The sequence below is a fragment of the Mobilicoccus pelagius NBRC 104925 genome (assembly GCF_000247995.1).
GTDB classification, from domain to species: Bacteria; Actinomycetota; Actinomycetes; order Actinomycetales; family Dermatophilaceae; genus Mobilicoccus; species Mobilicoccus pelagius.
On record NZ_BAFE01000052.1, the window covers coordinates 28,209 to 41,240 of the forward strand.

Genomic DNA, 13,032 nt, shown 5'->3' on the forward strand with positions numbered 1-13,032 from the left:
CGTTCCGTGACGACGACCACCCCGCGGCCTCGGCCGGGGACCGGCGGAGAGGAGAGGGCGCGATGAACCTCCGTGACCTCGAGTACCTCGTCGCGCTCTCCGAACACCGCCACTTCGGCCGGGCCGCCGCGGCCTGCTACGTGAGCCAGCCGACGCTCTCGACGCAGATCAAGAAGCTCGAGTCCGAGCTCGGGGCCCCGCTCATCGAGCGGGGCTCCCGGGGGGTCATCTTCACCCTCGCAGGGGAGTCCGTCCTGGCCAGGGCCCGCTCCGTCCTCGCCGGGGCCGACGAGATCCGGACGATCGCCCGCTACGCCGCCGACCCTCGGTCGGGCACGTTGCGGCTCGGGGTGTTCCCGACGCTCGGCCCGTATCTCCTGCCGCACGCGTTGCCGCTCGTCAAGGCGCAACTGCCCGACCTGCGGCTCCTCCTCGTCGAGGAGAAGAGCCCCGACCTCGTCGGGATGCTCCAGGCCGGGACGCTCGACGCCGCCGTCCTCGCGATGCCCGTCGACGAGACGTTCGACCACGCGCCCCTCTTCCGGGAGGAGTTCGTCCTCGCCGTCCCCGCAGGCCACGACCTCGCGGGCGGGACGGGCGCGGACGAGGAGTCCGCCCCACCCGTGACGACGGATGCCCTCCAAGGCCAGGACGTCCTCCTCCTCGCCGACGGGCACTGCATGCGCGACCAGGCGCTCGAGGTGTGCTCCCTCGCCGGGGCCGCAGAGCGCGACGGGTTCCGGGCGACGAGCCTCGAGACCCTGCGCCACATGGTCGCGGGCGGCGTCGGCATCACGCTCCTGCCGCACCTGTCGGTCTCCCCACCGGTGCCCGCCTCCGACGGCCTCGTCCTGCGCCGGTTCGCCGATCCCGCCCCGTACCGCGACATCGCCCTCGTGTGGCGTCGCGGCGGCGTCCACGCCGGACTCATGACCGAACTCGCCGCGATCCTCCGCGGCCTCGTCGGCACCGCCGCCGGTGACGGGCTCCGGGCCCTGTCGCCCGTCGACCCCGCCGTCGCCACACCCGTCGAGGGCTGACCACCCGCGCGACCCGCGCACCCCGAGGGGCCCACGTGTCTCGACGGGCCGGACGCGGCTGCGCGCGGCCCGTGATCCCGCAGCCCGCAGTCCCGCATCCTCGCGTCGGCGTCGCGGCGTCGTGGCGTCGTGGCGTCGACGAATGACCGGCGTCCCGGGAGGGAGCCGACGATGAACGATCGACGACGGCTGATCCCCCGCATTCCAGGACGTTGTCGGGGCGGGCCGCTCCTCCTCTACGCTCGAACGATGAACGCTTACCACCGCGGCCCGGTCACCCTGCGGGGTGCGCATGTCCCCTCGACGACCACCGACCAGCGACTCCTCGACAACACGGGCCCCAACGACTGGCTGCACACCGACCCCTGGCGGGTCCTCCGCATCCAGGCCGAGTTCGTCGAGGGATTCGGAGCGCTCGCGGAGCTCGGTCCTGCCGTGAGCGTCTTCGGCTCGGCACGACTCGCTCCCCGCCATCCGATGTACGCCCTCGGCGAGGAGGTCGGCGAGCGTCTCGTCGAGGCGGGGTACGCCGTCATCACCGGCGGCGGGCCGGGCACGATGGAGGCCGTCAACAAGGGGGCCGACCGAAAGGGTGGCACCTCCATCGGCCTCGGCATCGAGCTGCCCTTCGAGCAGGGCCTCAACCCCTACGTCCACATCGGCGTCAACTTCCGGTACTTCTTCATCCGCAAGACGATGTTCGTCAAGCACGCCGAGGGGTTCATCGTCCTCCCCGGCGGATTCGGCACGTTCGACGAGCTCTTCGAGGCGCTCACGCTCGTCCAGACGAAGAAGGTGACCTCCTTCCCCGTCGTCCTCATCGGCACGGAGTACTGGCAGGGCCTGCTCGACTGGCTCCGTGACGTCGCCGTCCCCGCGGGCACCATCGGCGCCGCGGACGTCGACCTCATCCACGTCACCGACGACCCGGCCGAGGCCGTCCGCATCATCCGTACCGCCGACGACGAGCGGCACGCCCGCCGACCGGAGTGATGCCGGACGCCGGTGGGAGAGTGCCCTTCCCGCGGCGCATCCACCTGCGATGCGCCACCGCGCGCAGCGCCGCTCCCCGGAGCGCGGCCGACATGTCACCATCGACGGGTGATCGTCCTCATCGCCTCCGCCGCGCTCCTCGTCGTCGGACTCGCGGCCGCGCTTGCGTTCGGCGCGGCCGGCCGCGTGTCGGTCTTCGCCTCCGAACCCGTCGCCACCGCCGGTGGGGTCCCGCTGCCGCCGGGGGAGGTGCGGTCCGACGACCTGTCCCTCGTGCGGTTCGACACGGCATTCCGTGGCTACCGCATGGATCAGGTCGACGCCGTGATCGACCGGCTCCAGGCCCGCCTCGCCGAACTCGAGGACGACCTGGCGGCCCCCGTCCCGGTCGGGGGGTACGCCGGGCCCTTCGTGGGCACGACCGACCACCGGGAGGACTCCGTGGAGGAGGGGGCTGGCGCGACGGTCGCCTTGTTCCCGGTCGTGCGCCGACATGCGCATGAGGACCACGGCGACCTCGGTCGTGCGCCCGGCACCGGCGAGGGGGACGCCCCGAGGCCCCGCGAGGTCTGACCGCCGTCGGCGAGCCCGCGGTCGTCCTCGCCGTGTGGCCCCCGGGACGGGCGCTCCTCGTGCTGCGGTTCGGCCTGACGGGTGGTCGACGCGGCCGGGGTACAGTGGGCGCGATTCGTCGGAACGTGGCGCGTGTCGCCCCGGTCCGGCGCCCTCGGGGAGCAGGGGGCCCACACCGGCCGACGCTGCGACCCCGTGCGCGCCGTGGCCACCGAGAAGCCTCCGGATGGAAGGAATCCCGCGCTGATGGCGGATGTCGTCGCTCGCCCTGCCGCTCACGAGCCCGACGGGGTGAGCGAGGGACGGCGCCCGGGGACGGGGGACGACGCACGACCCGTCGGCAGACTCCGCGGGGCGCTCCACCACTGGTACGCGCGGCCCAAGGCGTTCGTCGTCGGCGTCCTCGCCATCTACTTCCTCGCCCGGCTCTTCTCGGCGATCGTCCTCACGATCGTCGGCACGTGGCAGCAGGACGTCACGTGGATCACGTCGGAGGAGCACGGCTACTTCCGCATGACGGTGCTGTGGGACGCGTTCTGGTACCGCCAGATCGTCGAGGACGGCTATCCCGCCGTCATGCCGCAGGACCCCGACAGCGGTCGACTCTGGCAGAACCCGTGGGCGTTCTACCCGCTCTTCCCCTATCTCACGAAGTTCCTCATGCAGCTCACCGGCGGCGGGTTCGCCGTCGTCGGGTCGACGCTGTCCCTCCTCGTCGGTGCCGCGGCCGCGGTGCTCATCGCGATCCTTCTGCGTGACCGGGTGGGGCCCCGCATCGCCGTCGCGGGCGTCACCCTGTGGGCGACGTTCATGGCGACCCCCGTCCTCCAGGTCGCTTACACCGAGTCGATCGCGACGTTTCTCCTCTGCGGCGTCCTCTACTTCCTCGCGCGGCAACGCTGGCTCGCGGCCGGTGCGGTCGCGCTCCTCACGGGGATCGCTCGACCCATCGCCCTGCCCCTCGGGTTCGTCGGCGTGGTGTGCGTGTTCTTCCGATGGCGCAACCGTGCGAAGTGCCCCGTCTCGGTCGGGGAGTGGGTGCGGATGTTCACCGCCCTCGTGTGCTGCGGCCTGTCCGGTCTCATGTGGCCGGCGCTCGCGTGGCTCGGCACCGGGGTCCCCACGGCCTACACCGACACGATGGCCGCGTGGCGTGCCGTCCCCGAGATCCAGCCCTTCCAGCCGTGGTGGAACCTCTTCCGCTGGATGATCGGCGCCACGGTCGGCGGTGGCCCCGTCGTCGCCGCGCTCGCCCTCGCGCTGCTCGTCGTCGTGACGTTCGGTCTCGTCCTCGGCCCGTGGGCCCGCGCGCTCGGCCCCGAGCTGCGGGCATGGAGCTTCGGCTACTCGCTCTACCTGTTCGCCTCGCTCGATCCGTCGACGAGCATCTTCCGGTACATGATCATGCAGTTCCCCCTCGCCGTCGTCCTCCTCGGCGCCGGGTGGAGGCCGCCGCGCCCCATCCCCGGCGTCGACGCGCCGGAGGGCCCGGGCGGCAGCACCGTCGCCGACGTCCACGACCGTCGACTGTGGTGGGTCCTCGCGGCCGGGGTCGTCCTCAACCTCGTCCTCCAGTACTGGTGGGTCGACGTCATCTGGCACTTCACCCCACCCGCCGACACCCCGCCGTGACGGGTCGCGGCCACCGCTGCGGCCCGGCCACACGCCCGTCGTGGGCCGAGGCCGGCGGGGCGCACGGGCGCATCGGGCGCCGATTCCGTGCCGTCGTCTCGGCCAGGTGATTTCGCGCTGACCGCCCCGCTGAGAGATACTGGGGGGAGTGGGGCCCGAGGTCGTGTGCGATCTCCCTCACATCCGCGCTCCGGTTCAGAAGGAAGAGGGTTACCCATGGCCGCGATGAAGCCGCGTACTGGTGACGGTCCGCTCGAGGTGACGAAGGAAGGCCGTGGCATCGTGCTGCGCATGCCCATCGAGGGCGGTGGCCGCCTCGTCGTCGAGATGACCCCCCGACGAGGCCGCCGACCTCGGTGCCGCGATCGACGGGTGCGAGGCCGTCCCCTCCCGCTGATCACCCGCGTGCCTCGACGCATACACGAAGGAGCCCCCGACGACATCCGTCACCGGGGGCTCCTTCGTGTATGCGGGGTCGTCGCGCAGGAGCGTCAGGACTTGCGGACGGCGACGAGGAGGCCGTCACCGACGGGGAGCAGGGACGTCTGGAGACGTTCGTCGTCACGAAGCTGCTTGCCGAGCGTGCGGAGCATCGTCGTCGTCTCGTCCCGCGCGGCCGGGTCGGCGACGCGGTCGTGCCACAGCATGTCGTCGAGGGCGACGACACCGCCGACGCGGACGACGCGGAGCGCCTGTTCGACGTAGGCCGGGTATTCGCGGGCATCGCCGTCGACCACGACCATGTCGTACGCGCCGTCGGCGAGGCGGGGGAGCACATCGAGCGCCTGCCCGGTGATGATGCGGGTGCGTTGGGGTGCGATCCCCGCGGTGGAGAAGGACTGCCGGGCCGCGCGGTGGTGCTGCGCCTCGATGTCGATCGTCGTGAGCACGCCGTCCTCGGGCATGCCGTCGAGGAGCCACAGCGCCGACACCCCGGCGCCCGTGCCGATCTCGACGACGGTGTGCGCCTGGACCGACGCCGCGAGGAGGCGCAGCGCCGCGCCGGTACCGGGGAGGACGGGGGTGGCGCCCAACTCCTCGCCGCGGCGGCGGGCCGCCTCGAGGGCGGGGGGTTCGGCCAGGAACTCCTCGGTGTAGATCCAGCTCGCCGGCTTCTGCACGCTCATGGGGGCAGCCTAGTCGGCGGGGCGCGGCGTCACCGGTCGGGGAGGAACGCCCCGATCCCGGCACTCTCGTATGCGATGTCCAGCGATTCCCCAGGTTGACTCGGGACGATGGGGAGGTCAGGATGCCCCTGCCGGGGCCGATGCCCAGCCGAAGGACCGACGTGGTCGCCTCATCGCGTGTCGCCCGACCCACCGACCCCATCGCGGGGGGTGGGCGCGAGGTCACGGCCGCGCCCGGCGCGGCGAGCGTCGACGGGGACGTCGCGGGGGCCGAGTGGACGCCGCCGTCGTGGGACGAGGTGGTGCGGGAGCACTCCGCCCGCGTGTACCGGCTCGCGTACCGCCTCACGGGCAACCAGCACGACGCCGAGGACCTCACCCACGACGTGTTCATCCGGGTGTTTCGCTCCCTCGGCACCTACCGCCCGGGCACGTTCGAGGGCTGGCTGCACCGCATCACGACCAATCTCTTCCTCGACCGGATGCGGCGCAAGCAGCGCATCCGCTTCGACGCGCTCGCCGACGACGCCGCCGGTCGCCTGCCGAGCCCGGCCCGCGGGCCGGAGCAGCGGTACGACGACAGCCACTTCGACGACGACGTGCAGCGCGCCCTCGACTCCCTCTCACCGGAGTTCCGGGCGGCGGTCGTGCTGTGCGACATCGAGGGGCTCACGTACGAGGAGACCGCGGAGGCGCTCGGCGTCAAGCTCGGCACCGTGCGGTCCCGCATCCACCGTGGTCGCGCGATCCTGCGTCGCGAGCTCGCCCATCGGGCGCCCACGTCGGCACGGTCGCGGGCGACGCGTCTGCCCGAGTCGGCGGCGGCCGGCCACGGCGGCTGAATCCCGATCGGCCCGTCCGTCGGGCGATGCGATGCGGCCATGGCCGCGGCGTCGATGTTTAATGGCTGTGCCCTCGTTCCGGAGGGCGTCGGCACAGACGAGGGGTGACGTACGTGGGTGGACCGGAGGCCGTGGTCATCCTCGTGCTGGCGTTCCTCCTCATCGGCCCCGAGCGGCTGCCGGAGGTGCTCGCCAAGGCGAGGCACTGGATCCGAGAGGCGCGGCGCATGGCCGACGGCGCCCGGGGCCAGCTGCGCGAACAGATGGGCCCGGAGTTCGACGACATCGACTGGAAGGCCTACGACCCGCGCCAGTACGACCCTCGCCGCATCGTCCGTGAGGCGCTCACCGAGCCGTTCGACGATCCGGCGGGTCCGTCCTCTCCGGGCGACGACCCCGGTGTCGAGGAGGAACCGCGCTACCGCCCGCCGGCCGTTTTCGACCCGGCCAAACCCGTCCCGTTCGACACCGACGCGACCTGACGTGTTCCTGGCCCGTCGGTCACGCGCGGCACGCCCACGAGGTGCAGGCGCCGCCGACGGGAGACGGGACGGGCCCGCCGACGCCGCCTGCGGTGGCCCGATCCGTACGGACCCCCACGACGCAGAGCACCCCCGACACGGAGATCCGTGTCGGGGGTGTCGTGTCGTCGGGAGCGTACCGTCGCGGTCTCAGCGGTTCTGCGGTGTGAGTCCGAGCTTGCGGCCGGCGAGACCGCGGGAGCGGGTCGCGAGGCCCTTGGCGATGCCGCGGAGAGCGACGCCCGCCGGGCCGTCCGGGTTGGAGAGGACGACGGGGTCACCGTTGTCCGAGCCCTCGCGCATGGTGACGTCGAGCGGGATCTGGCCGAGGAGCGGGATGTCGGTGCCGACGATGCGCGACAGCGAATCCGCCACGGCCTGACCACCGCCGGAGCCGAAGATCTCCTGACGCGTGCCGCCGGGGAGCTCGAGCCACGACATGTTCTCGATGACACCGACGATGCGCTGATGCGTCTGCGTCGAGATGGACCCGGCGCGCTCGGCAACCTCGGCGGCGGCCTGCTGAGGCGTCGTGACGACGAGGATCTCCGCGCCGGGCAGGAGCTGCGCGACGGAGATCGCGACGTCACCCGTGCCGGGCGGGAGGTCGAGCAGGAGGACGTCGAGGTCACCCCAGAAGACGTCGGCGAGGAACTGGTTGAGCGCGCGGTGCAGCATCGGGCCGCGCCACACGACCGGGGAGTTGCCGGGCACGAACATGCCGACGGAGATGACCTTCACGCCCTTGGCCTCGGGCGGCATGATCATGTCGTCGACCTGCGTCGGCGGGTACTCGACCCCGATCATGCGGGGGATCGAGAAGCCGTAGATGTCGGCGTCGACGACCCCGACGCGCAGCCCCTGGTCGGCGAGCGCGACGGCGAGGTTCGTCGTCACCGACGACTTGCCGACGCCGCCCTTGCCGGAGGCGACGGCGTACACGCGGGTGAGGGAGTTCGGCTTGGCGAACGGGATCTCCCGCTCGGCCTGGCCGCCGCGCAGGTGTTCCTTGAGCGCGGCGCGCTGCTCGTCGTTCATCACGCCGAGCGTGACCTCGACGTCGGTGACGCCGTCGACGGCCCGCAGCGCCTTCTCGGTGTCGCGGGAGAGGGTGTCCTTGAGCGGGCAGGCGGCGACCGTGAGGAGGATCGTCACGGCGACGCGACCGGCGTCGTCGACGGCGACCTTCTCCACCATGCCGAGCTCGGTGATGGGACGGTGGATCTCGGGGTCCTCGACCCCGGCGAGAGCCTGGAGGAGGACCTCCTGGGTGGGTGCAGACATGGGGCCCACTCTATGGGCGAGCGGGTGTGCTCCTCACACCGGCCGCCCCGGGCGGCCTAGCCCCGGTTCTTCTTCTTGCGGGGGCGTTTCTCGGGGTCGTCCGCCTCGTCGGCCTCCTCGGCGCGGCGTTCCTCCATCTCGTCCAGCAGTTCGCGCAGCTCGGAGCGGACGAAGTCGCGGGTCGCGACGTCGCGGAGGGCGATGCGGAGGGCCGCGACCTCGCGTGTGAGGTACTCGGTGTCGGCGAGGTTGCGTTCGTCGCGGGTGCGGTCCTGTTCGAGGCCGACGCGGTCGCGGTCGTCCTGGCGGTTCTGCGCGAGGAGGATGAGCGGCGCGGCGTAGCTCGCCTGGAGCGACAGGATGAGCGTGAGCAGCGTGTAGTTGAGCTCGCGGGGGTCGAACTGCCGATCGATGGGCATGTAGGTGTTCCACAGGAGCCACACGGCGACGAAGATCGTCATGTAGATGAGGAACTGCGGCGTGCCCATGAACCGGGCGAAGGCCTCGCTGCCCCGCCCGAACGCCTCGGGGTCCATGCGGGGGATGCGGATGCGTCGACGCCTGCCCTCGAACGGCTGGTCGAGCCGGGTGCGGGGGTCAGCCATGGGTCACCTCGTGTCGGTCTTCGCGCCAGTCCTGCGGCAGCAGGTGGTCGAGGACGTCGTCGACGGTGACGGCACCGAGGAGGTGCCCGTCTTCGTCGGCGACGGGGAGGCTCACGAGGTTGTACGTCGCGAGCTCGCGGGTGATCTCGCCGACGGTCGCGTCGGGGGCGAGGGGCTCGACGTCCTTGTCGAGGATGGTGCCGACGGCGAGATGCGGGGGCTCGCGCAGGAGCCGTTGGATGTGGACGGCGCCGAGGAAGCGTCCCGTCGGGGTCTCCATGGGGGACCGGCACACGTAGACCATCGCCGCGAGCGCGGGGGAGAGCTCGGTGCGGCGGACCGAGGCGAGGGCCTCGGCGATCGTCGCCTCCGGGGGGAGGATGACCGGCTCGGTCGTCATGAGACCACCTGCGGTGTCCTCGTCGTAGGTGAGGAGGCGGCGGATGTCCTCGGCCTCGTCGGGCTCCATGAGCTCGAGGTACCGCTCCTGCGCCTCGGGGCTGAGCTCGGAGAGGAGGTCGGCGGCGTCGTCCGGCTGCATCTCCTCGAGGACGTCGGCGGCGCGGTTCGACTCGAGGGCGGCGAGGATCTCGACCTGGTCGTCTTCGGGCAGCTCTTCGAGGACGTCGGCGAGCTTCTCGTCGTGGAGGCCACCGGCGACCTGGATGCGGCGCTGCCGCGGGAGGTCGCGGATCATCTCGGCGAGGTCGGCCGCCTTGAGATCGTCGAAGCTGTCGAGCCACAGGTCGGCCCGCTGGTCGGGCTCCTGCTCGCGGAGGCCGATGACGTTCTCGACGTCGACGAGGGCGGTCTCGCCGCGGCGCCGCGTGATGCGGAACCGGGACGTCTTCTCCCGGGGGTCGGACTTGCGGACGAAGACCTTCTCCACCGACCATTCGCGGGCGCGGACGCGTTCGATGGCGACGTCTTCGACGGTGGCCGCGTACGGCTCCTCGTCGTGCTCGTGGACGGTGACGGTGCGGTCGAGGAGTTCGGCGACGACGCGGACCTCGGTGGGTCGCTGCTCGAACCGGCGCATGTTGACGAGGCCGGTCGTGATGACCTGGCCCGCCTCCATGCTCGTGACCCGGGTGAGGGGGACGAACACGCGGCGGCGCCCGGCGACCTCGACGACGAGACCCACGGCGAGGGGTTTGCGGCGGGTGGCGGAGAAGGTGACGACGACGTCGCGGACGACGCCGACCTGATCGCCGAGGGGGTCGAACACGGCAAGGCCGGCGAGGCGCGCGAGGAAGACCCGGGTGTTCTGACTCACGTCCGCAGCGTACAACCCGGCACGTCAGGGGCCGTTCCGGCGATCGGCCTGCGGGATCGCGTCAGCGTCGGGCGGTCTCGCGGGTCGTGTCGTCCCGCCCGTGCGACTCGCCCTCGTCCCGCGACGCCTCCCTCTCCCCGGCGCGGCGCCGGCGGAGGCGTGTGCGGACGTAGAAGGCGAGGCCGACGGCGACGGCCGCGAGGACGACGTACTGGACGTACTCGAGGTAGTGCGCGACGAGCCCGTACTGCTCTCCGAGGGCGTACCCGGCGAGGACCAGCGCGGCGTTCCACACGAGACTCCCGAGGCCGGTGAGCACGGTGAACCGCAACAGCGGCATGCGTTCGAGCCCGGCGGGGATCGAGACGAGGCTACGGACGACGGGGACGACCCGGCCGACGAGGACCGCGGTCGAGCCGTGCCGGACGAAGAACTCCTCCGCTCGGAGCATGTCGTCGACGTCGACGAGCGGCATCTTCTCGAGGAGGCGCACGATGCGTTCGCGGCCGAGGACGTGTCCGAGGCCGTAGAGGGCCCAGGCGCCCACGACGGAGCCGAGGGTGGCCCACACGATCGCGCCGACGAGCGAGAGCGTGCCGAGGCTCGCGGAGAACCCGGCGAGGGGGAGGATCACCTCGCTCGGCAGCGGCGGGAAGAGGTTCTCGACGCCGACGAGGAGACCGACCCCGGGGGCGCCGACCGCGTCCATGACCTGCACGACCCATCCGGCGACGCCGTCCGTGGGTGGGGCCGCGGCGGGGGTGGGCACGAGCATGGGCGGTCCTCTCGACGGGTGGGGGGCGATGCCGGTGAGCGGTCGGGTCGGGGACCCGGGGGCAAGCGTGGAGACGACGTCGTATGTCCTCCGTGCGGACGAACGGGCCGGGGGTGGAGTTCCCGGCCCCGGCGCACGACGGTGGGCCGTGGCCGCGTGATGAGCGTCTCAGCTCGCTCGGGAGCCGTGCGCGGACCCGCTGTTAGGCTCGAAAACAGGTCGAGCACCCACCCCGCGGGCCTCGCCCGGCGTCGGCACCGCCGACACCGCGGCCCCCGTCCCGGGTGCGTCGGCGAAGGGCACCCCAACACGACGACGTGGGAGGACATACGCACATGCGCAGCGCCAAGGACTTCTTCACCCCGCTCGCGGTGGGGGCCCCGGCCCCCCTGCGGGAGATCCCCGCTCGGCCCTCCCGGGCCATCCACTTCTTCGACCCGAGCAACGCCAAGATGGCGGCGAAGATCCCCGGCATGGTCGGCACTGTCGACGTCCTCCTCGGCAACCTCGAAGACGCCGTCAAGGCCGAGAACAAGGAGAAGGCGCGTCTCGGTCTCGTCGAGATCGCCAAGAACACCGACTTCGGGCCCACACAGCTGTGGAGCCGCCTCAACGCCCTCGACAGCCCGTGGTTCCTCGACGACATCACGACACTCGTCACCGAGATCGGCGACAAGCTCGACGTCGTCATGATCCCCAAGGTGCAGGGCGCCGAGGACATTCACTACGTCGACCGTCTCCTCGCGCAGCTCGAGGCCAAGGTGGGCCTACAGCGGCCAGTCCTCGTCCACGCGATCCTCGAGACGGCCCGCGGCATGGCCAACGTCGAGAAGATCGCCGGCGCGTCGCCGCGTATGCAGGGCATCTCGCTCGGTCCGGCCGACCTCGCCGCCGACCGTCGGATGAAGACGACGCGCGTCGGTGGCGGCCACCCCGGTTACCTCGTCCGCGCCGACGCCACGAAGAACGACGCGGGCGAGTACGACATCCACGGCGACCGCGCCGTCTTCCAGCAGGACCTGTGGCACTACACGATCGCCCGCCAGGTCGACGCCTGCGCGATGCACGGCATCTACGCCTACTACGGCCCGTACGGCGACATCACCGACGTCGTCGGCTGCGAGGACCAGTTCCGCAACGCGTTCCTCCTCGGCTGCGTCGGCACGTGGACCCTCCACCCCAAGCAGATCGACATCGCCCGCCGCGTCTTCAGCCCCGACCCGGCCGAGGTCGAGCACGCCTGGCACGTCGTCACCGCCATGGGCGACGGCACCGGTGCCGTCATGGTCGACGGCAAGATGGAGGACGACGCCTCCTGCAAGCAGTGCCAGGTCGTCGTCGACCTCGCCGAGGCGCTCTCCGAGACCGACCCCGAGCTCGGTGAGCAGTACGCGGAGGCCAAGAAGGCCGGCATCGCGAAGGCGGAGGGCAAGTGATGACCGACTCCCGGACGACGTTCCGGCCGCGCCGGTCCGTGCTCTACATGCCGTCCTCGAACGCGCGGGCGCTCGAGAAGGCCAAGTCCATCGCGTGCGACGGCATCATTTTCGACCTCGAGGACGCCGTCGCGCCCGACGCCAAGCCCGAGGCCCGCGAGTCCGCGTGCGCCGCGGTGAGCAGCGGGGAATACGGCCGTCGTGAGCTCGTCATCCGCATCAACGGCATCGGCACGCCCTGGCACGACGACGACATGGCCGGGGCCTGCGCCGCCGGTCCCGACGCCATCGCCGTACCCAAGGTGAACTCCGCCGAGGAGGTGCGTCAGCTCGTCGCCGCGATGGAGAAGGCCGGTGCGCCCGAGCGCACGACGCTGTGGGCCATGGTCGAGACGCCCGTCGCGATGCTCCACTGCGAGGAGATCGCCGAGGCGAGCCCGCGCCTGTCGGTGCTCGTCATGGGCACGAACGACCTCGTCAAGGAGCTCTACGCCGAGCACGTGCCCGGCCGTCAGCCGCTTCTCGCCGGGCTCGGTCTCGCGCTCCTCGGTGCTCGTGCCGCGGGCAAGGCGATCCTCGACGGCGTCTACAACGACGTGAAGAACGTCGAGGGCTTCCTCGCCGAGTGCGAGCAGGGCCGCCAGATGGGCTTCGACGGCAAGACCCTCATCCACCCCGGCCAGGTCGAGGGCGCGAACATCGCGTTCCGCCCGTCCGACGCGGCCGTCGAGGACGCCCGCGGCATCCTCGACGCGTGGGAGCAGGGCAAGGGCACCGGTGTCGTCACCTACAACCGCAAGATGATCGAGAATCTCCACGTCGAGTCCGCGCAGCGCACCCTCACGATGCACGACGCGATCGAGGCGCTCGGGCAGGACTGATCTCGACCAGGGGTGAGCCCCCACCGCGGCTTCAGGCAGCGGAACGT

Annotated in this window: 13 protein-coding genes and 1 pseudogene; 9 read left to right on the forward strand and 5 right to left on the reverse strand. The window is 71.8% G+C overall.

Going from position 1 to position 13,032, the window contains the following annotated elements; all coding sequences use genetic code 11:
• Nucleotides 1-62: 62 nt before the first annotated feature.
• The 5 genes and pseudogenes from MOPEL_RS07535 (at nt 63) to MOPEL_RS16605 (ending at nt 4,635) form a co-directional block, all read left to right on the forward strand.
• Nucleotides 63-1,040, forward strand: a complete 978-nt coding sequence (locus MOPEL_RS07535) for a LysR substrate-binding domain-containing protein (RefSeq protein WP_009482283.1) — start codon at nt 63-65, stop codon at nt 1,038-1,040.
• Between the two features lie 249 nt (nt 1,041-1,289).
• Nucleotides 1,290-2,033: an LOG family protein gene (locus tag MOPEL_RS07540; protein ID WP_009482284.1), complete on the forward strand. Its 744-nt coding sequence runs from the start codon at nt 1,290-1,292 to the stop codon at nt 2,031-2,033.
• A 108-nt stretch (nt 2,034-2,141) separates the two neighbouring features.
• Complete coding sequence (locus MOPEL_RS15910; protein WP_009482285.1) at nt 2,142-2,606, forward strand: DivIVA domain-containing protein; 465 nt, start codon at nt 2,142-2,144, stop codon at nt 2,604-2,606.
• A 291-nt stretch (nt 2,607-2,897) separates the two neighbouring features.
• Nucleotides 2,898-4,238, forward strand: a complete 1,341-nt coding sequence (locus MOPEL_RS07550) for a putative hexosyltransferase (protein ID WP_245544740.1) — start codon at nt 2,898-2,900, stop codon at nt 4,236-4,238.
• A gap of 216 nt (nt 4,239-4,454) precedes the next feature.
• Nucleotides 4,455-4,635: pseudogene (locus MOPEL_RS16605) on the forward strand (DUF3117 domain-containing protein).
• A gap of 94 nt (nt 4,636-4,729) precedes the next feature.
• Here MOPEL_RS16605 and MOPEL_RS07560 read toward each other — a convergent pair.
• Nucleotides 4,730-5,365 carry an O-methyltransferase gene (locus tag MOPEL_RS07560; protein WP_009482287.1) on the reverse strand — a complete coding sequence of 212 codons (636 nt, stop codon included), beginning with the start codon at nt 5,363-5,365 and terminating at the stop codon, nt 4,730-4,732.
• A gap of 161 nt (nt 5,366-5,526) precedes the next feature.
• Between MOPEL_RS07560 and sigE the strand changes: the two genes are divergently transcribed.
• Both sigE and MOPEL_RS07570 read left to right on the forward strand, forming a co-directional pair.
• Complete coding sequence (gene sigE / locus MOPEL_RS07565; protein WP_009482288.1) at nt 5,527-6,207, forward strand: RNA polymerase sigma factor SigE; 681 nt, start codon at nt 5,527-5,529, stop codon at nt 6,205-6,207.
• Between the two features lie 104 nt (nt 6,208-6,311).
• Nucleotides 6,312-6,689 (forward strand): twin-arginine translocase TatA/TatE family subunit, encoded by a 378-nt coding sequence (locus MOPEL_RS07570; RefSeq protein ID WP_040633478.1) that lies wholly within the window; start codon nt 6,312-6,314, stop codon nt 6,687-6,689.
• A gap of 189 nt (nt 6,690-6,878) precedes the next feature.
• On the opposite strand, the gene MOPEL_RS07575 is transcribed toward MOPEL_RS07570, so the two are convergent.
• The 4 genes from MOPEL_RS07575 to MOPEL_RS07590 form a co-directional block, all read right to left on the reverse strand.
• On the reverse strand, nt 6,879-8,012 hold the full coding sequence (locus tag MOPEL_RS07575) for an Mrp/NBP35 family ATP-binding protein (protein WP_009482290.1): 1,134 nt from the start codon (nt 8,010-8,012) through the stop codon (nt 6,879-6,881).
• 56 nt (nt 8,013-8,068) lie between these two features.
• On the reverse strand, nt 8,069-8,617 hold the full coding sequence (locus MOPEL_RS07580; protein WP_009482291.1) for a DUF1003 domain-containing protein: 549 nt from the start codon (nt 8,615-8,617) through the stop codon (nt 8,069-8,071).
• Entirely contained in the window at nt 8,610-9,893 is a 1,284-nt protein-coding gene (locus MOPEL_RS07585; RefSeq protein ID WP_009482292.1) for a magnesium transporter MgtE N-terminal domain-containing protein, read from the reverse strand. Before MOPEL_RS07585 ends, MOPEL_RS07580 begins: the two co-directional genes overlap by 8 nt.
• A 61-nt stretch (nt 9,894-9,954) precedes the next feature.
• Nucleotides 9,955-10,668, reverse strand: coding sequence for a DedA family protein (locus MOPEL_RS07590; RefSeq protein WP_009482293.1), 714 nt, complete (start codon nt 10,666-10,668; stop codon nt 9,955-9,957).
• 335 nt (nt 10,669-11,003) lie between these two features.
• On the opposite strand from MOPEL_RS07590, the gene MOPEL_RS07595 reads away from it, so the two are divergent.
• Nucleotides 11,004-12,104, forward strand: coding sequence for an HpcH/HpaI aldolase/citrate lyase family protein (locus tag MOPEL_RS07595; RefSeq protein ID WP_009482294.1), 1,101 nt, complete (start codon nt 11,004-11,006; stop codon nt 12,102-12,104).
• Nucleotides 12,104-12,985: an HpcH/HpaI aldolase/citrate lyase family protein gene (locus tag MOPEL_RS07600; RefSeq protein WP_009482295.1), complete on the forward strand. Its 882-nt coding sequence runs from the start codon at nt 12,104-12,106 to the stop codon at nt 12,983-12,985. The genes MOPEL_RS07595 and MOPEL_RS07600 overlap by 1 nt, the downstream gene beginning before the upstream one ends.
• The last annotated feature ends 47 nt before the right edge of the window (nt 12,986-13,032 follow it).